Origin of the sequence: Streptomyces sp. NPDC007856 (assembly GCF_042868225.1) — a bacterium.
In the GTDB taxonomy this organism is placed as follows: Bacteria; Actinomycetota; Actinomycetes; order Streptomycetales; family Streptomycetaceae; genus Streptomyces.
Window position 1 is genome coordinate 36390 of record NZ_JBIAEC010000007.1, and the last position, 18899, is coordinate 55288.

The 18899-nt window shown below is 74.0% G+C and carries 13 protein-coding genes and 1 pseudogene; 4 read left to right on the forward strand and 10 right to left on the reverse strand.

Annotated features, from left to right (window positions below; genetic code table 11):
• Window position 1: 1 nt before the first annotated feature.
• Complete coding sequence (locus ACFYOH_RS18175) at window positions 2-1045, forward strand: NUDIX domain-containing protein (protein WP_388626669.1); 1044 nt, start codon at window positions 2-4, stop codon at window positions 1043-1045.
• Between the two features lie 17 nt (window positions 1046-1062).
• Here ACFYOH_RS18175 and ACFYOH_RS18180 read toward each other — a convergent pair whose 3' ends face one another.
• The 7 genes and pseudogenes from ACFYOH_RS18180 to ACFYOH_RS18210 form a co-directional block, all read right to left on the reverse strand.
• Complete coding sequence (locus ACFYOH_RS18180; RefSeq protein ID WP_388626671.1) at window positions 1063-3438, reverse strand: glycoside hydrolase family 65 protein; 2376 nt, start codon at window positions 3436-3438, stop codon at window positions 1063-1065.
• Window positions 3435-5546: a xanthine dehydrogenase family protein molybdopterin-binding subunit gene (locus ACFYOH_RS18185; protein ID WP_388627185.1), complete on the reverse strand. Its 2112-nt coding sequence runs from the start codon at window positions 5544-5546 to the stop codon at window positions 3435-3437. Before ACFYOH_RS18185 ends, ACFYOH_RS18180 begins: the two co-directional genes overlap by 4 nt.
• A 409-nt stretch (window positions 5547-5955) precedes the next feature.
• Window positions 5956-6951: an FAD binding domain-containing protein gene (locus tag ACFYOH_RS18190; RefSeq protein WP_388626673.1), complete on the reverse strand. Its 996-nt coding sequence runs from the start codon at window positions 6949-6951 to the stop codon at window positions 5956-5958.
• Window positions 6948-7487 carry a (2Fe-2S)-binding protein gene (locus ACFYOH_RS18195; RefSeq protein ID WP_388627186.1) on the reverse strand — a complete coding sequence of 180 codons (540 nt, stop codon included), beginning with the start codon at window positions 7485-7487 and terminating at the stop codon, window positions 6948-6950. Before ACFYOH_RS18195 ends, ACFYOH_RS18190 begins: the two co-directional genes overlap by 4 nt.
• Before the next feature lie 81 nt (window positions 7488-7568).
• A pseudogene (locus tag ACFYOH_RS18200) lies at window positions 7569-7827 on the reverse strand (coagulation factor 5/8 type domain-containing protein); the annotation flags it as partial.
• Between the two features lie 71 nt (window positions 7828-7898).
• Window positions 7899-9257, reverse strand: a complete 1359-nt coding sequence (locus ACFYOH_RS18205; protein WP_388626675.1) for a lectin — start codon at window positions 9255-9257, stop codon at window positions 7899-7901.
• Window positions 9258-9476: 219 nt separating this feature from the next.
• Entirely contained in the window at window positions 9477-11396 is a 1920-nt protein-coding gene (locus ACFYOH_RS18210; RefSeq protein ID WP_388627187.1) for an ABC transporter ATP-binding protein, read from the reverse strand.
• Window positions 11397-11492: 96 nt separating this feature from the next.
• On the opposite strand from ACFYOH_RS18210, the gene ACFYOH_RS18215 reads away from it, so the two are divergent.
• Entirely contained in the window at window positions 11493-12467 is a 975-nt protein-coding gene (locus ACFYOH_RS18215) for a YbhN family protein (protein WP_388626676.1), read from the forward strand.
• 39 nt (window positions 12468-12506) lie between these two features.
• The gene (locus ACFYOH_RS18220; RefSeq protein ID WP_388626678.1) at window positions 12507-13271 is read left to right on the forward strand and encodes a crotonase/enoyl-CoA hydratase family protein; all 765 of its coding nucleotides are present in this window, start codon (window positions 12507-12509) and stop codon (window positions 13269-13271) included.
• A 32-nt stretch (window positions 13272-13303) separates the two neighbouring features.
• Here the strand turns inward: ACFYOH_RS18220 and ACFYOH_RS18225 are convergent, their stop codons facing one another.
• Genes ACFYOH_RS18225 through ACFYOH_RS18235 form a run of 3 tightly spaced genes read right to left on the reverse strand, consistent with a single transcriptional unit; the run spans window position 13304 to window position 17636 of the window.
• Entirely contained in the window at window positions 13304-14734 is a 1431-nt protein-coding gene (locus ACFYOH_RS18225) for an NAD(P)/FAD-dependent oxidoreductase (RefSeq protein WP_388626680.1), read from the reverse strand.
• Window positions 14731-16209, reverse strand: a complete 1479-nt coding sequence (locus ACFYOH_RS18230; RefSeq protein ID WP_388626682.1) for an FAD-dependent oxidoreductase — start codon at window positions 16207-16209, stop codon at window positions 14731-14733. Before ACFYOH_RS18230 ends, ACFYOH_RS18225 begins: the two co-directional genes overlap by 4 nt.
• A complete protein-coding gene (locus ACFYOH_RS18235) occupies window positions 16206-17636 on the reverse strand; it encodes an FGGY family carbohydrate kinase (protein WP_388626684.1) in 1431 nt (476 codons plus the stop codon). The genes ACFYOH_RS18230 and ACFYOH_RS18235 overlap by 4 nt, the downstream gene beginning before the upstream one ends.
• 251 nt (window positions 17637-17887) lie before the next feature.
• Between ACFYOH_RS18235 and ACFYOH_RS18240 the strand changes: the two genes are divergently transcribed.
• On the forward strand, window positions 17888-18874 hold the full coding sequence (locus tag ACFYOH_RS18240) for a hypothetical protein (protein WP_388626686.1): 987 nt from the start codon (window positions 17888-17890) through the stop codon (window positions 18872-18874).
• Window positions 18875-18899: the final 25 nt, after the last annotated feature.

Here is an 18899-nt window from a genome sequence, read left to right on the forward strand (position 1 = left end):
GGTGGCATACGTGAGGCACGACCAGTGGGACGCGCACTACGCGGGCGGGGGCCGGTTCCGGGAGCTGGGTGACACCGAACGGCGGCTGCTGGCGGAGCACGTCCCGGCGCCCGCGGGCGGACTCGCGCTGGACGTCGGCTGCGGACTCGGTGAACTCGCCCGACATCTGGCCGGATCCGGCTACCGGGTGGACGCCGTCGACTGGTCCGAGGCCGCGCTCACGGAGGCCCGGCGCACCGAGGCGGTGGGCGTGACGTACCGCCGCCTGGACATCGAGCGAGACGATCTCGGTCAACTTCCTTCCGACGCCTATGACTTGATCACCATCCGGCTCGGCTGGGCCTTCGTCCGCGACCGCACCCGGGTGCTGAACCGGCTGCGCGAACGGCTGCGCCCGGGCGGTGCGCTGTGTGTGATCACGCCGCTCGTGGACGCGGTGCCGGACGACCGGCGCGGCATCGCCCTGGACGAGCAGGAGATCGGTCTGCTGCGCACCGGCTGGGCGGCCGCCGACCGCTACGACGCCGACGGCCTGGCGCTGCTGGTCCTGCGCGGCCCCTCCCCCACCACGCCCGGATACGCCGGCAAGGGCCGCCCGTCCCCGCACGCCCTCACCGGCGCCGGTGCCGTCGTCACGGACGCGGCGGGCCGGGTGCTGCTGGGCTGGTCGGTGCGAGGCGTCTGGGAGTTGCCCGGCGGCAAGAACGACGCGGACGAGGACTTCGCCGCGGCGGCCGTCCGCGAGTTGGAGGAGGAGACGTCCTTGAAGGCCGACCCGGCCGGGACGCGGGTGCGGGCGATCCTGATGGACTACGTGCACGGCATCCCGAGGGTGACGGCCGCCGTCCGGGTGACCGCCTTCACCGGCGAACCCGTCGTCACCGAGCCGCGGCTGATCCGCCGCTGGGAGTGGCATGAGGTCGGCGATCTGCCGCGGCTCGGGCGGCCGCTGTTCACGCCGAGCGCACATGTCCTGGACACCGTGTGGCCGGGTCTGCTGCCCGGGCTGCCGCCCGTGCACCGGTACCCGGTGACGGTCCGGTGACGGACGGCTGAACGGTGTCAGTCCGGGACCACCAGCCGTGCCGCCTCCCCCGGACCCACCGGCACCACCCGGTCGCGCAGGCAGACGTCGATGGGGGCGCGGTCGGAGTCCGGCACGGCGATCTCCAGCAGGCCGCTGCGCAGGTGGAGATGGACGCCCCAGTGACCGTGGTAGCGGATGGCGAAGCCGTACGAGGAGAGTTCGGGCAGGGGGACCGGGTCGAGGCACAGGGCGCCGTCGCGGGTCTCCAGGCCGGTCAGTCCGCGCTGGACGAGGTCGAGGGTGCCTGCCATGGCGCCGAGGTGGATGCCCTCGCCGGTGGTGCCGCCCTGCAGGTCGGCGATGTCGCCGCGCAGCGCCTCCTGGACGAACGCCCAGGCGTCGGCGCGGCGGGCGCGGGTCAGGATCCAGCCGTGGACCAGGCCGCTGAGGGTGGAGCCGTGACTGGTGCGGTGCAGGTAGTGGTCGACGGTCGCGATCCAGGTGTGTTCGTCCAGGTGATAGCCCAATCGGTCGAAGAGGGCGCGGAGTTCGGCCGTCGAGAAGAGGTAGCCGAGCATGAGGACGTCGGCCTGTTTGGACGCCTTGTAGCGGTTCACGGTGTCGCCCTCGGCCTCCAGGATCCGGTCGAGCCGGCGGATGTCGTCGTACCGCTTGCGGTAGTCGTCCCAGTCCAGCTCGGCGAGGTCGCCGTAGCCCTCGAACTGGCTGATCACCCCGTCGTGGAAGGGGATGTGGAGGGTGCGGGAGATCTCCTCCCAGTGGGCGGGCTCGTCCTCGTCCAGGCCGATGCTCTCGGTGAGTTCGCGGCGGCGCGGTTCGGGCAGGGTGCTCAGCAGGTCCAGGGTGCGGGCGAGCACCCAGGCGGCGGTGACGTTGGTGTACGCGTTGTCGTCCAGTCCCGGCCGGGGCGCGCCGGGGTAGGCGTCGTGGTACTCGTCGGGGCCCATCACGCCCCGGATGCGGTACCGGCCGAGGCGGTCGTCGTAACCGGCCGAGTCCGCCCAGAAGCGCGCGATCTGCAGCAGCATCTCGGCGCCCTCGCCGTGCAGGAAGTCGGTGTCCCCGGTGGCCTCGCAGTACTGCCAGATGTTGTAGGCCACTGCCGAGCCGACGTGGTGCTGGAGCCGGGAGTGGTCGGGCACCCAGCGGCCGGAGCGGGGGTTGAGGTGGACTTCCGGGGCCTCCTCGCGACCGTCGCTGCCGCTCTGCCACGGGTAGAGCGCGCCGCGCCGGTCGAGTTCGCCGGCCGCGTGGCAGGCGGCGTCGAGACGCCGGTGCCGGTAGTGGAGCAGGGCCCGGGAGACCTCGGGTAGGTGCAGGTTGAGGTAGGGCAGGACGAAGAGTTCGTCCCAGAAGACATGGCCGCGGTAGGCCTCGCCGTGCAGTCCGCGGGCGGGGACACCGGCGTCGAGGTCGGCCGTGTGCGGCGACAGGGTCTGCAGCACGTGGAACAGGTGCAGCCGCAGGATGCTGCCCGCCTCCCCCGGCACTTCGAGCGCGGTGCGCCGCCACAACTGCTCCCAGGCCGCGGTGTGCGTCTCCAGCAGGGCGTCGAAGTCGGGGGCGGCGCCGACGCGCTCGACGGCCGCGTCCAGCGGGTCACCGATGGCGGGGTCGTGCGAGGTGTGCAGCGCGACCGTCTTGTCGACGGTGACGGTACGGCCGGGTGTCAGGCGCAGCTTCACGTGCTGGACCGCGCGCAGGGCTTCGTGGGCCGTCGCCACCGGTGCGTCGGTGGCCAGCCGGGCGGCCAGGGCGCATTCGATGCGGGAGGTGCGGGTGTGGCAGCGCAGCCACATCGCGCCGTGTGCGGCGAGGCCGGTCCGGATCTGGGTGAGGTGCCGGCCGTCCAGGTCCCGGTAGCGGGCCACGCCGGAGTTGGTGACCCGTCCGTCCAGCGCGGCCTCGACCTCCAGCTCGGTGCCCTGGCCTTCGACGGTGAACTCGGTGCGCAGGGCTCCGATATGACGGTCGGCCAGGTGGACCAGGCGGAGCTGGCGCACATGGAGCGTGGCGCCGCCGTCGAGGCCGTAGCTGGTGCGGCGTTCCAGCAGGCCGGGGTCGAGATGCAGGGTCACATAGTGCTCGGTGACGGGGTCGGAGTCCGGGGTGAGCCAGGCGGCGCCCGCCGGGCGGAAGCGCAGCGGCAGCCAGTTGGGGAGGTTGACCATGTCCTCGTTCTCGACCCGGCGTCCGGCGACCTCGGAGGTGAGCCGGTCGTAGCAGCCGGCCACATAGGTGCCCGGGTAGTGGACGTCGTCCGCGATGCACTCGGGCAGTGCCCCGCGGGTGGCGAAGTACCCGTTGCCCAGCGTGCACAGGGACTCCCGCAGGCGTTCCTCCTCGGGCCGGTAGCCCTCGTACTCCCAGGTCGGCCCCGTCACGGTCATTCCTCGGACAACAGGCCGGTGAGGATCCGGTCGGGGGTGAGGGGCAGTTCACGGAAGCGGATGCCGGTGGCGTGGTGGACGGCGTTGCCGATGGCGGCCGCGGTGCCGACGATGCCGATCTCGCCGATGCCCTTGCTGCCCATGGGGTTGAGGTGCGGGTCGTCCTCGTCGATCCAGTCGGCCTCGATGCCGGGCACGTCGGCGTGCGCGGGCAGGTGGTAGGAGGCGAGGTCCGTCTCGGTGAAGTCGCCGAACGCGCGGTCCATCGCGCTGTGTTCGGTGAGCGCCATGCCGAGGCCCATGGTCATGCCGCCGGTGAACTGCGAGCGCGCGGTGCGGGAGTTGAGGATCCGCCCGGCGGCGAAGATGCCGAGCAGCCGCCGTACCCGGGTCTCTCCGGTGACGGTGTCGACGGCGGCCTCGGCGAAGTGGGCGCCGAAGGCGTGCCGGGCGTAGGGGCTGTCGGCGTCGGCCTTTCCGGCGGTGTCGGCGTGGGTCCCGATGCCCTCGGCGGGCAGCGGCCCGGTGTGTGCGGCGAGCCGGGAGGCCAGCTCGGCGCACGCCTCGTGCACGGCCCAGCCCCAGGAGGCGGTGCCCATGGAGCCGCCGGCGAGCCAGGCCGACGGCAGGTCGCTGTGCCCGATCTCGGTGCGGACCCGGTCGAGGGGCGCGCCGAGGGCGTCGGCGGCGATCTGGGCGAGGACGGTACGGGCCCCGGTGCCGATGTCGGTGGCGTTGATCCGGACGACGAAGGTGCCGTCGGGCAGGGCCCGGGCGGTCGCGGTGGCCGGGACAGCCGCGGCCGGGTAGGTGGCCGCGGCCACGCCGGTGCCGATGAGCAGCGGGCCCTCGCGGCGCACACCCGGGCGTGGATCGCGCTCGGCCCAGCCGAAGCGGCGGGCGCCCTCGCGCAGGCACTCCACGAGGTGCCGGCTGCTGAACGGTTTGCCGCTGTCGGGCTCACGCTCGGGTTCGTTGCGGATGCGCAGCTCGACCGGGTCCATGCCGAGGGCGTAGGCGAGTTCGTCCACGGCCGACTCCAGGGCGTACATGCCGGGCGCCTCGCCGGGGGCGCGCATCCAGGACGGGCTGGGCACGTCGAGCGGGACCACCCGGTGGGTACTGAGCAGGGCCGGGGTGGCGTACATGATGCGGGAGGGCACCGCGGCCTGCTCGACGAACTCCTTCACCCGGGAGGTGTGGGTGGTCGCCTCGTGCAGTACGGCGGTGAGCCGGCCGTCCGCGCTCGCGCCGAGCCGCAGCCGCTGCACGGTGGGGGCGCGGTGGCCGACGGTGGTGGGCAGGTTGCGGCGGGGGTAGGCGAGGGTGACGGGCCGGCCGGTGCGCCGGGCGGCCATGGTGGCGAGGACGACGTCGGGGCGCGGGGTGCCCTTGGAGCCGAAGCCGCCGCCGACGTGCTCGGTGACGACGGTGATCCGGTCCTCGGGCAGCTCGAACAGCTGGGCGAGGACCTCCCGCACGGTCGTACCGCCCTGGCTGGAGGTGTACACGGTGAGCCGGTCCCCGTCCCAGTGGGCCGTGCTGGTGTGCGGCTCCATGGGGTGATTGTGCAGCGGCGGCACCCGGTAGGTGGCATCGACGCGGACCTCGGCGGCGGCGAAGGCGGCCTCCGGGTCGCCGTGCTCGACCCGGCCCGGATAGCCGGCGTTGGCCTCCTCCGGCTCGTAGGCGTGCGGATGCCCGGGGTCCAGACCGACGTCGTGGGGTTCGGCCGTGTAGGTGACGCGTACCGCCCGGGCGGCCGCGCGGGCCGCCTCCAGGGTGTCGGCGACGGCCAGCGCCACGCACCAGCCCCGGTGCGGCACCTGGGGGCCCTGCAGGACGGCGAGCGTGGCGTCTTCGGGTGCGGCGAGGCGCGGGGCGTCGTCGGGGGTGAGGACGGCGAGGACCCCGGGCAGGGCGAGGGCGGCCGAGGTGTCGACGGCGGTGACCCGGCCCCGTGCGATCGCGGCCGGCACGGGCCAGGCGTGGGCACGGCCGGGCAGCGCGTACTCGGCGGCGTAGCGGGCCGCACCGGTGACCTTCTCCCGCCCTTCCCGACGCTCGGCGGGCACACCCAGCGCACCACCGGGGTGCCCTCCTGACAGACGCTCGGCGAGCGACCCGGTGGGGGTGCCCGGGGGCACGCTCCGTGCGTCGCGGCGCTGTACGCGCGCGTCCGGGGCGCTGTCCGGGGCCGGGGCCCCTTCCGGGGGGCCGCCGGGGGCCGGGTCCCCACTTGACCGGCGCCCAGCGATTGCCCCGCCCGAGGCCCTATTGCGGGCGTTCGGGCACTCTCCGGGAGTACCCGGCGCGCTGCCAGGGCCCGGCTCCCCACCCGGCCGGCGCTCGCCGAGGGCCCCGGTGGGGGCGCCGGGGGCCGGACCCCCACCCGGCCGGTGCTCGGGGAAAGCCCCGTCAGGGGTCGGGTTCCGGGCGGCCCGGTGTTCGGTGGGGGTGGCCGGGGAGTTGCCGGTCATGGGTTCCTCCTGGTCTGCTCGCTCCTGTTGCGCCGGCTCAGGCGACCGCCGGTGCGGGGGCGAGACGCTTCAGGACGTCCAGGGCAAGATTGCGGGCTAGGGGCACCTTGTAGGCGTTGTCCCGCAGCGGCTCGGCGTGTGCGAGCTCCAGCGCCACGGCTCCCTCGAAGGCGGCGGGGGTCGCCGGGCCGCCCAACAGGGCCAGCTCGGTGTGCCGGGCCCGCCAGGGCCGGTGGGCGAGCCCGCCGAAGGCGATCCCCGCGTGGTCGACGACGCCGTCCGCGACCCGCAGCACGACGGCCACGGAGGCGAGGGCGAAGGCGTACGAGGCACGGTCGCGGGCCTTGCGGTACGCGGACGGCAGCCCGGCGGTGGCCGACGGCAGCAGTACCCCGGTGATCAGCTCGCCCGGGCCGATCCAGGTGTCCCGCTCGGGATGCTCCCCCGGCAGCCGGTGGAACTCCGCTGCCGGAAGCCGTCGGATGCCCTCGGTGCCGTACAGCTCGACCTGTGCGTCCAGCACGGCGAGGGCGACGGCCATGTCGGACGGGTTGGTGGCGATGCAGTGCTCCGAGTGCCCGAGGACGGCGTGGTCGCGGTGCACGCCCTGCCGGGCGCCGCAGCCGCTGCCGGGCACACGCTTGTTGCAGGGTTTGTCCAGGTCCTGGAAATAGGGGCAGCGGGTGCGCTGGAGCAGATTGCCGCCGGTGGTGGCGGCGTTGCGCAACTGCCCGGAGGCGCCGGAGAGAAGCGCCTGGGACAGCACCGGGTAGCGGTCGCGGACGCGCGGATCGGCGGCCAGGTCGCTGTTGCGGACGGTGGCGCCGACGCGCAGGGAGCCGTCGGGCAACTCCTCGATGCCGGCCAGCGGCAGCCGGCCGACGTCGATGAGGACGGCGGGCCGCTCCACGCCGAGTTTCATCAGGTCGACCAGGTTGGTGCCGCCGGCCAGATAGCGGGCGCCGGGGTGGGTGGCGTACGCCTCGACGGCCTCCTCGACGCTGCCGGGCCTGAGGTATCCGAAGCCGTTCACCGGATCACGTCCTCCACTGCCTCGACGATGCGTGGGTAGGCGCCGCAGCGGCACAGGTTGCCGCTCAGGCGCTCGCGGATCTCGGGCCGGTCCAGCGGGACGGGCCGGCCGGAGGGGGCCGCGGGGTCGGTGACGTGGGAGGGGTGGCCGGCGGCGGCCTCGGCGAGCATGCCGACGGCGGAGCAGATCTGCCCCGGGGTGCAGTAGCCGCACTGGAAGGCGTCGCGGTCGAGGAAGGCCCGCTGCAGCGGGTGCGGCTCCTCGCCGTCCCCGCCGAGGCCCTCGACGGTGGTGATCTCGCTGCCGTCGAGGGCGACCGCGAGCAGCAGGCAGCTGTTGACGCGACGGCCGTCGGCCAGCACGGTGCAGGCACCGCACTGGCCGTGGTCGCAGCCCTTCTTCGCCCCGGTGAGACCGAGGTCTTCACGGAGCAGGTCCAGCAGGACACGCCGGTGGTCGACGTGCAGTGTGTGGGGCTTCCCGTTGACCCGGAGGGTGATCTCCGACTCGGGAGAGAGCTGGTTTTCGCTGGTCATGGCAGGGTTGGCCTTCCGGACGGGCCCTGGTGTCCGTCCAGTCCGCGTATCCACGCGACGGCGCCTCACACGTCCGGGAGGCCTCTGGAAGTGCTCCACGAACAGGCCGTACATCGACGTCGCTGCCGTGGTCGGCGCACCGGATCCACATGTGGTCGCCGATGACGTTCTTGCTGTCCACGAGGAGGCTGGTGACCTCGGCCAGGGTCTTCGAGCCGGTGGTGCCGGCGTCGAAGAACAGGTCCTCGATCTTGACGCCGTCGACGTCGGCGACGCTCAACGCGGTGATGCCGTTGTCCGGGACGAAGGTGGCGAGCCCGAGGCCGAGGACGATTGGTTCCCGGGGGCGACGGCCGTCGGTCTGCGGCGTGGACGAGCGAACACGGATTCTCCTGGTGGGGGGTGGCGGGATCAGCCGGTGTAGGCGGCGAAGACGCGGGTGTAGTCCCAGTCGGACTGGCTCACGCCGGAGCAGCTGTCGGCGGGGCCGCCGGTGCACGGCCGGTCGCGGTTGGCGGACCAGAAGGTGAGCCGGGCGAGGTGGTGCGCCTGGGCGTAGGCCAGGATGGTCCGGAAGTCGTTCACCGTGACGGTCTCGTTGTTGTCGGTGACGCCGTTCATGGACGAGATGCCCATGTCCCGGTAGGCCTGGTCGTCGCTGTAGTGATAGGCGTTCTTCAGCGCGTTCTTCAGGCCCTCGGCGGCCTGCGTGGTGAGGTTGCCCATGTTCTGTCCGGCGCCGCCGAAGTCGAACGGCATGATGGCCCAGGCGTCCACGGTCAGCCCGGAGGACGCGGCCCGGTCGATGAGGCTGGTGTCGGGCCCGCTCTGCCCGGTTCCCTGGGTGATGTACACCTTCAGCCCCGGGTTGTTCGCCTTCACGGTCTTCAGCGCGTCCACGGTCCGCTGCTGCACGGTCGCGCTGCTGTAGGCGTCGGCCTCGATGTCGATGTCGATCGCCTTCAGGCCGTAGGCGTTGATGACCTTCTGGTAGGCCGCCGCCAGTTCGCTCGCGCTGGAGCAGGAGCTCTCCAGCTTGTTGCCGCTGTAGCCGCCGAAGGAGGGGATCACGTCACCGCCGCCTGCCCGCACGGTGTTGATCGTCTGCTGGTCGACCCCGCCGGTCAGCGGACGGCTGCCGTCCCACTGCGGATTGCAGTAGCCGTTGCTGAGCACGAAGGCGAGGGTGAACCACTTCACGCCGGTGGCCTGGGTGATGGTGGCCGGGTTGGGCGGGCTGCCCCAGCCGTTGTAGAGGTACGGTGCGACGGCCATGAGCGCGGACGGGGTGCCGTCGCCCCCGCTCCCGGGCGCGTTCCACTTCTGGTTGGCGCCGCCGCTGCAGCTCCAGATCTGTGTCCGGGTGCCGTTGGCGGAGTTGTCGTCGGTGACGTCGAGGCACTTGTTCGCCTGCGGGTTGACGATGTCGTGGGCGGCGGTGACGGTCCACTTCTGGTTCGCGCCGCCGGTACAGCTCCACAGCTGCACCTTGGCGCCGTCGGCGGTCGAATTGCCGGTCACGTCGAGGCACTTGCCGAGGGCGCGGATGGTGCCGTCGGTGCCGACCGTCCACTGCTGGGCGTTGGTGCCGTTGCAGTCGTAGAGCTGGACTGGCGTGCCGTCGCCCGAGTTGGCCCCGGCGACGTCGAGACACTTGCCGGCGAGCCCGGTGATGGCACCGGTGGCGGCCTGGGCGGGGGAAGCGGTGAGCAGTCCGGCGGACAGCGCGAGGACACCGAGGGAGACTGCTGCGGGAAGAGGTCTGGCCATGGGTGGGAGCGGGCCTTTCACGTGGGGGGTACGCGCCAACGCCGGTGAACAGAGAGGACGTTGGGGCGTGCGCAGGCTTTGTTTAAGGCGTGAAACTAAAGGTCCGGACCAGTGCAGTCAAGTGGTACGGCAGCAACTCGCCACGCACGCCGGGACGTCGGGCGCCGAACACCGCGGTCCCCTCCACCGACCGCCCCCGCACCCCCTCACCACAGCCCCCTACGCCAACTCAACCGCCTCGTCCAGCGCTTCCGTCGCCTCCGGCGGTGCGGTCAGGTCGTCCTCCCGTGCCGCGAACTGGGTTCGGTACAGCTCCGCGTACCGGCCCCCGACCGCCAGTAGCTCCTCGTGCGTGCCGCGTTCCACTATCCGGCCGGACTCCACGACCAGGATCTGGTCGGCGGCGCGGACCGTGGACAGGCGGTGGGCGATGACCACGGCGGTGCGGCCCTCCAGGGCCTCGGTGAGGGCTTCCTGGACGGCCGCCTCGGAGGTGTTGTCCAGGTGGGCGGTGGCCTCGTCCAGGATGACCACGCGCTGGCGGGCCAGCAGGAGGCGGGCGATGGTCATGCGCTGGCGTTCGCCGCCGGAGAGGCGGTAGCCCCGCTCACCGACCACCGTGTCGAGGCCGTCGGGCAGGGACCGTACGACGTCGGCCAGGCGGGCGCGGCCGAGGGCGTCCCAGAGTTCGTCGTCCGTCGCCCCCGGGCGGGCCAGCCACAGGTTGGCGCGGACCGTGTCGTGGAAGAGGTGCCCGTCCTGGGTGACCATGCCGAGAGTGCCGCGCAGCGAGACGGCGGTCAGGTCGCGGACGTCGACCCCGCCGATGCGGACCGCGCCCGCGTCGACGTCGTACAGGCGCGGCAGCAGCTGGGCGATGGTGGACTTGCCGGCGCCGGAGGAGCCGACGAGGGCGACGGTCTGGCCGGGTTCGGCGCGGAAGGAAACGCCGTGCAGGACCTCGGAGCCGCCGCGGGTGTCGAGGGCGGCGACCTCCTCCAGGGAGGCGAGGGAGACCTGGTCGGCCGAGGGATACGAGAAGCGGACGTCGTCGAACTCGACGGCGACCGGGCCCTCGGGGACCTCGCGGGCGTCCGGCTTCTCCTCGATCAGCGGCTTCAGGTCCAGCACCTCGAAGACCCGCTCGAAGCTGACGAGCGCGCTCATCACCTCGACCCGGGCCCCGGCGAGGGCGGTAAGCGGGGCGTACAGGCGGGTCAGCAGCAGCGCGAGGGAGACGACCGCGCCCGCCTGCAGGGTGCCGTGCAGCGCGAACCAGCCGCCGAGGCCGTAAACGAGGGCCAGAGCGAGGGCGGAGACCAAAGTGAGGGAGGTGATGAAGACCGACTGGGCCGTGGCCGTGCGGACGCCGATGTCACGGACCCGGGTGGCGCGGGCCGCGAACTCCGCCGACTCCTCCTCCGGGCGGCCGAACAGCTTGACCAGGGTGGCACCCGGTGCGGAGAAGCGCTCGGTCATCCGGGTGCCCATGGCCGCGTTCAGCGCCGCCGCCTCGCGCTGCATGCGTGCCATCCGGGTTCCCATGCGGCGGGCCGGCAGCACGAACACCGGCAGCAGCACCAGTGCGAGCAGGGTGATCTGCCAGGACAGGGTGAGCATCACCGCGAGGGTGAGCAGCAGGGTGACCAGGTTGCTGACCACGCCCGACAGGGTGTTGGCGAAGGCCCGCTGGGCGCCGATCACGTCGTTGTTGAGACGGCTGACCAGCGCTCCCGTACGAGTCCGTGTGAAGAACGCGACGGGCATGCGCTGCACATGATCGAACACAGCCGTCCTGAGGTCGAGGATGAGTCCCTCCCCGAGCGTCGCCGACAGGCGCCGTCCGAGGACGCCGAGCCCCGCCTCCGCCAAGGCGACGAGCGCGATGAGCAGGGAGAGCCGGATCACCGTGGCGGAGTCGTGCCCCGCCACGATCGCGTCGACGACGCGGCCGGCGAGCACCGGGGTGGCCACGGCGAGCAGGGCCGTGGCCACCCCGAGCAGTACGAACCGGACGATGCCCGCGCGGTGCGGGCGGGCGAAGGTGGCGATACGGCGCAGTGTGGCGCGGGCGAGCGGACGGCGCTCGGCCTGTGCGCTCATGACACTGTGCAGCTGCATCCATGCGGTGGTCTCCATGCTCATGGGAACGAACGTAGAACCTCAAGCTTCGTTGAGGTCAATGTTCCTGCCTTTTCACCCGCTGTTGGGGCGGCGCGGAGAACCTCTGCTGATGTGACTGCCGTCCCGCTTCCCCCGCCCCCGGGGGGACGACTCCCCCGTCGCGTCCCCGTCCGCCAGGCGGTGTGCCTGGTGCCGCTCGCACTCGTCGCCCTGGTCGCCGTGCGCAACCGCTCCCTGCTCGCCGAGGGCTTCGGCCAGCTGCGCACCGCCTCCTGGCCATGGCTGCTCGCGGCGGCCGGGGCCACCTGTCTGACCTGGGTGGCCGCCGCGTTCACCCGGCAGGGCGCGGTGGTGCAGCCGCTGCCGAAGGGGCGGCTGCTGGCCACCCAGTTCGCGGCGGCCTCGGCCAACCATCTGCTGCCCACCGGGCTGGGCGCGGGCGCGGTGAACCTGCGCTTCATGACCGTGTGCGGGGTGCCACTGGCCCGCTCCTCGGCCGCGCTCGCGCTGTATCTGCTGGCCGAGTCCGTGGGCCGGCTCGGTCTGCTGTCCGTGCTGCTGCTCGCCTTCCCGGACGCGCTGCGGCTCGGCCCCCTGCTGCCGGACGGCTCGGCCGTGCCGCTGCTGCTGGGCGCGGCCGGACTGCTGGTGGTCGCGGCGGCCGTCGTGCCCCTCGTACGACCGCTGCGCACCCGCGTGTACGGCTTCCTCCGCGACGCCCTCGGCGAGGCACGGTCGGTGCACACCCGGCCGGCCCGCGCCCTGGCCCTGTGGGGCGGCTCGCTGGCCTTCCCCGCGCTGCAGGCGGCCGGTCTCGCCGCGGTCGGCCAGGCGCTCCGGCTGCCGGTGCCGGTGGCGCACATGGCGCTCGCCTACCTCGCGGCGACCGTCGCGGTGGCGCTGGTACCGACACCGGGCGGCCTGGGTTCGGTCGAGGCGGCCCTGATCGTGGCCCTGGTCGCGGTGGGCGGACCGGCGGCGGTGGCCACGGCGGTGGTGCTGGCCTACCGCATCATCACCGTGTGGGTGCCGCTGCTGCCGGGGGCGCTGACCCTGGGGGCGCTGGTCCGGTTCAAGGTCATCTGAGGCAGAGTGGCCTTCCGACCAGAACAAGGAGGGCTTCCCATGCCGGTCCGCGTGGAGCGCACGGAGTACGTCACCACGGTCGTCCTCTCCCGGCCCGAGGCCCGTAACGCGGTGGACGGTCCCACCGCCGCGGAACTCGCCGACGCCTTCCGGGAGTTCGAGGCGGACGACGGTGCTCGGGTCGCGGTGCTGTGGGGTGAGGGCGGCACGTTCTGCGCGGGGGCGGACCTGAAGGCGATCGGCACCGAGCGCGGCAACCGGGTGACCGAGGACGGTGACGGCCCGATGGGGCCGACCCGGATGCGGCTGTCGAAGCCGGTGATCGCGGCGGTGGCCGGGCACGCGGTCGCGGGCGGCCTCGAACTCGCCCTCTGGTGCGATCTGCGGGTCGCGGAGGAGGACGCCGTGTTCGGGGTGTTCTGCCGCCGCTGGGGCGTGCCGCTGATCGACGGCGGCACGGTACGGCTGCCCCGGCTGATCGGCACCGGCCGGGCCATGGACATGATCCTCACCGGCCGCCCGGTACCGGCCCGCGAGGCCTACGGGATGGGGCTCGTGAGCCGCGTGGTACCGACGGGACGCGCCCGCGCCGAGGCCGAGGCACTGGCCGCGGCGATCGCCCGCTTCCCGCAGTCCTGCCTGCGCAGCGACCGCGCGTCGGTCCTCGACCAGGAGGGGCTGGACGAGGAGACGGCATTGCGCGGCGAACTCCGGTACGGACTGGGCGTGCTGGCGCAGAGCGCGGAGGGCGCCGCCCGGTTCGCCGCCGGGTCCGGGCGGCACGGGTCGTTCACGGATCTGTGAGGGGCCGCGCAGGGCACGGGCGGTCGGCCCGCTCAGCCCACGCTCACCACTGTCTCGCCGCCCTTCGGGTCGACTCGCTCCGTCCAGCGTGCGGTGAGGGTCAGAGTGCGGTTCGGCAGCGCGGTCCAAAGGCCCGGCCGCTCCCCGTGCAGGAGGCGGCCGTCCTGGTGGACCTGGAGGACCGGGCGGGTCAGCTGGGCGCTGGTGCGCAGGAGGTAACGGGCGGGCGGGGCGGCGGGGGTGATGCGGTTCGGGGCGATCCAGCGCAGCGGAGCCTCGACGGCGAGCGGGACTCCCCGTTCCGGCCAGGGGGCGCCCGCGAGGAAGGCCAGGACGGCACCGGCCACCCGTACGCCCTCGTCGGCCGCCGTGCCGGCGCGTTCGACGGCGTGCAGGACGTTCCCGGCGGCGAAGACGCCGGGGCGCGAGGTGTGCAGCGCGCCGTCGACGGCGGGGCCTCGGGTGCCGGGGTCCAGGGCGAGGGCGCCGCGGCGGGCGAGTTCGTGGTCGGGGACGAAGTCTCCGGTGAACACGACGGTGTCGCAGGCCAGTGCGGTGGTACGGCCGTCGCGATGGCGTACGCGGACCCCGGACAGGCGGCCGTGGCCGAGGAGTTCGGTGACCGTGGTGTGCGTCAGCAGTGGAACGCGGTCGTACAGCCGGGCCGAGCCGGCGCGGGCCCGGCCGGTCTGGGCCCGCGGGTGTTCCGTGACCAGCGCGACGACCTCGGCCCCGGCCGCGCGCACGGTGGCGGCCGCGGCGTACGAGACCTCCTCGGCGCCGACGACGACCGCGCGGGTGCCGATGCGCTGCCCGAACAGGTGGACCGCCTGCTGGAGTTCGCCGGTGGTGTAGACACCGGCAGGTCGGGTGCCGGGCACCAGCCGGGCGGTACGCGGGCGTTCCCGGGCGCCGGTGGCCAACACGACGGCCCGCGCCTCGATGATCTCGGGCCCACCGGGACCGACGGCCGTGAGCACCGCAGCGGCACGGAATCCGACGGCGCTGACCACCGCACCTCCGGCGGGGCCGTCGGGGGCCTCGAACATCCCGGCCGCGCCGCGGTCCCGAGCGCCCGGCCCCGGTTCGGATCCCCCGGCGACCGTGGAGTCCGCAGCGCCCAGCCCCGCGCCGCAGGCGCCTGCCGCCCCCGCGTCCGTGGCCTCCACGTTCGCCGACGGCCCGGCCGCCACCCAGTCCAGGACCGTCACCCCGGTCCGGATCACCGCGCCCGCCCGCACGGCGGCCTCTGTCAGCCGCCGGACGTATCCGGGCCCGGTCAGCGGACGCGTCCGCGTGCCGAAGCCGCCGTGTGCGCAGTGCCGTGGGACCCCGCCCGGCTCGGCCTCCCGCTCCAGGACCGCCACGCGCCCGGCCCCGGAGGCGGCCAGCCGTGCGGCGGCCGCGAGTCCGGCGGGGCCGGCACCGACGACGAGAACGTCGACACGGCGTACGTCCGTCATGGCCGCCCCCTCCCGAACGGCTTCCGGCGCCGCACCGGTTCCCCGCCGGCCGGCTTCTCTGCCCCCGGCTCGCCCTCGGGACAGCCCCGTTCGAACAGCCCCCGCACTGCCGCCCCGCAGTAGAACCCCTGGCACCGGCCCGCACGGGCGCGGGTACGGCGGCGTAGGCCCTCCAGGGTGTGGGGCGGGATCGTGCTCGCGAGGGCGTCCCGGATCTCGCCGCGGGAGACTCGCTCGCAGTGGCAGACGAGGGTGCCGTACTCGGGGTCGGCGGCGATGAGTTCGGGGCGCTGATAGGGGCGCGGGTAGGCCTCGCCGAGGTTGGGCATGGTCACCGGCTCCGGTTCGCGCACCGGGCCGAGGTCGAGTCCGGTGTCGGCCAGCAGGCCGGTGACATGGGCGGCGATGGCCAGGGACGCGGTCAGTCCGGTGGAGCGGATGCCGCCGACGGTGACGTACGTCTGCTCGGGGTGGGCGGCGATGCGATAGTCCTCCTGCCCGGTGGCCGCGCGCAGCCCGGCATAGACGGCGGTGACCTCCTCGTCCAGGAGGGCGGGCAGGAGCCGCCGGCCCTTGGCCCGCAGCCCGTCCAGGCCGTCGGCGGTGGAGCCGGTGGCCCGCTTGTCGTCCAGGTCCTCGGCGGTGGGGCCGAGCAGCACGTTGCCGTAGACGGTCGGCGCGACCAGGACGCCCTTGCCGAGCGCGGTCGGCACGGGCAGCAGGATGTGCCGGACGAGCGGGCGGGCGAACTTGTCGTACACCAGGAGCTGGCCGCGGCGCGGGGTGACGGTGAAGTCCTCGCGGCCGAGCAGCCGGTCGAGGGTGTCGGCGTGCAGTCCGGCGGCGTTCACCAGATAGCGGGCGCGCAGGGTGCCGCGGGAGGTGGTCAGCAGATGCCCCGCGTCCCGGCTCAGGTCGTGCACGGCGGTCTTCAGATGCAGATCCACTCCGGCGCGGACCGCCTGGGTGGCGTACGCCAGGGTCGTCGTCCAGGGGCAGATGATGCTCTCGCCGGGCACGTGCAGGGCGCCGAGCGCTCCGGGGCCGAGGTGGGGCTCGCGGGCGTACAGCTCCTCGGGGCCGAGCCGGCGCGTGTCGTGGTAGCCGTTGCGCTCGGCCTTGGCGGCCAGCCGGGGCAGAGCGGCGAGCTGCTCCTCGTCCCAGGCGACCAGCAGGGCGCCGACGCGTTCGACGGGGATGCCGGCCTCGGCCGCGTAGGCGCCGAGCCGGTGGTAGCCCTCGCGGACCAGCCGGGCCTCCAGGGTTCCGGGGGCCGCGTCGAAACCGGTGTGCAGGATCGCCGTGTTGGCCTTGGAGGTGCCCTGCCCGACGTCGTCCTGGGCCTCCACCAGGGCGACGCCCAGGCTCGGGTGGCGGGCGAGCTCGCGGGCGATGGCGCAGCCGACGACCCCGGCGCCGACGATCGCGACGTCGTACGTGCGTGCGGGCAGCGGGCCTTCCGTGGTGACGGTCATGAGCCGAGCAGGGCCGCGACGGCGGCCCGGAAGCCGGCGCGGCGTTCGGCGGCCTGGTCGGCGGTGATGCGGGGTTCGTACACGGCGGCGGGCTTCCAGTCGGGCAGGGCCTGTTCGACGCCCAGGGTACGGTCCGCGCCGAGCCGGGCGAGGGCGGCCGCACCGAGTGCGGTCGCGTCGGGCAGCGGCGAGACTTCGACCGGGCGTTGCAGCAGGTCGGCCTGGGTCTGCATGAGCAGGGCCGAGCGGGTCAGGCCGCCGTCGACGCGGAGCCTGTGCAGCGGGGCACCGAGGTCGGCGGCGGCCGCGTCGGCGAGTTCGGCGACCTGGGCGGCGATGCCCTCGCACAGGGCGCGCACCAAGTGGCCGGGTCCGGTGTCGAGGCCGAGTCCGGTGAGCGAGCCGCGCAGATCGCCGCGCCACCAGGGGGCGGCGAGTCCGGCGAGGGCGGGGACGAAGGTGACGCCGCCGCTGTCGGGGACGGCGCCGCCGACGGGGTCGAGGTCGGCGGCGCAGGAGATGACCCCGAGGTCGCGGAGCCAGCGGACGGCGGAGGCCGCGGTGTAGACCTGGCCGTCCAGGCAGTAGGCGGTGGTTCCGGCGAGCCGCCAGGCGACGCAGCTGACCAGTCCGGAGGTGCCGCGCCGGGGCCGGTCGCCGGTGTGCGCGAGCAGGAAGGCGCCGGTGCCGTAGGTGCACTTGGCGGCGCCGGGTGCGGTGACGCGCTGGGCGAGCAGGGCGGCCTGCTGGTCGACGATCAGCCCCGTGAGCGGGATCTCGCGGCCGAACGCCGTGGTGGTGCCGACCGGCCCGGCGGTGTCGGTCACCTCGGGCAGGCGCTCGCCCGCCAGGCCGTACATCTCCAGCGCCCTCGGTGACCACTGCGCGCGGTCCAGGTCGAGGAGCTGGGTACGGCCGGCGGTGGCGGCGTCGGTGGCGAAGGCACCGGTGAGGCGGTGGACCAGCCAGGCGTCGGAGGTGGTGACGACGCCCTCGCGGGTGAGGTGGCGGCGGATCCAGGCCATCTTGGGCGCGGCGAAGTACGGGTCGAGCGGCAGCCCCGTCAGCTGCCGCAACTCCTCGGCGTGGTCGGCGAGTTCGGTGCACACGGTCTCGGCGCGCCGGTCCTGCCACACCAGGGCGTCGGTGAGCGGGCGGCCGTCGGCCGGGGCCCAGGCGAGGACGGTCTCGCCCTGGTTGGCCAGGCCCAGCGCCACGACGTCCTCGCCGGCCTCGGCGAGCGCCCGCCGGCCGGCGTCGACCACGGAGTCGTACAGCTCGGCCGGGTCCACCTCGACCAGCCCGCCGGGCAGATACCGGGGGCGGACCTCGGCGAAGGCGGAACCCAGGACGCCGCGTTCCGGACAGACCACCAGGGCCTTGGTGCCGGACGTGCCCTGGTCGACGGCGAGCACCGGACCGGTCATCGCGCCTTACCCCACTCCGCACCGAAGATCACCGCGCCAGCCTGCCGCTGCGGCGAGGCGGCGTCAAGCACCCTCGGGTCTCCAACTGCCCTGAACAAGTGGTTGAGTTGGCAACAATGGCAAGGCGGAACGCGCGCCTCTATAGTGACCGCCGACCAGCGCCTCACCCCTCGATCACCGCCCACAGGAGGGCTGTTGCCACGCCACCCCGCCAGCTCGCCCGCGTGCCAGTGGCCCGGGGCAGACGGCTGATGGCCAGAGAAGGACCCCGTCCCTCCTACGACCCCGCCGGCCCCGACCACGCCCTGCGCGCTGCCCTCCAGGACTTGCGCACCGGCCGCTGGATGGCCATGCGCACGCTGCTCACGGACACCCCGCCCGGCCGGCAGTGGACCCAGCGCACCCAGGTCCTCGCGGCGGCCGCCGCCGGCACCGACGTGGTGCGCGCCTGGCTCATGGAGGAGCCGGACAGCGTCCACGCCGCGGTGATGCAGGCGCGGGTCGGGGTGGAACGGGCCCTGCGCGCCCGGCGCGAGAGGCACCGCCGCACCCACGAGTTGTGGATCGAGGCCTGGGACGCCGCCCAGTCCGCCACCGGGATCGCCCCGCGGGACCCGGTGCCCTGGGTGTGCCTGCTGGCGCTGGCCCAGCTGGATCCGGAGCAGCGCTGGGAGGAGCACCGGGCGCCCGCGCCCGAGCCGATGCTGCCGCCGGGCCCCTGGGGGCTGCTGGCCGAGGCCCACGAACGCGACCCGTACAACCGCGAGGCCCACCACCGGATGCTCCAGTTCCTGTACGCGCGCGGCGGCTCGGGCCGGATCGCGGAGGCCACCGGCTACGCCCAGTGGGCCGCCGCGCAGGCCCCGCCCGGCTCGGCGCTGCATCTGCTGCCGCTGTACGTCCGCGTCGAGCGCTACCGGCGCGACAGCGGGCACGACGCGGCGCTCGACCTGCACTGGGTGGCGGAGGACGCGGCCCGCGAGACGCGGCGCGCCCTGCACTCCTGGTTCGAGCACACCCCTCGCGCCGATCGCTCGCTGCCCGACCTCAACCACCTCGCCCACGCCCTGTGGGGTTCGCTGCAATTCCCCGACGCGGCAAGGGTGTTCGACGCCATCGGCCCGTACTTCACGCCGCCGCCCTGGATGTACCGCACTCCCGGCCGCGACCGTGCCGTGGAGGTCTTCGTCCAGGCCCGGGACCGTTGCCGGGCGGCCGCGGACGGCTCACGCACGTGAACGGCCCCTGTCCCCGCCCTTCTTG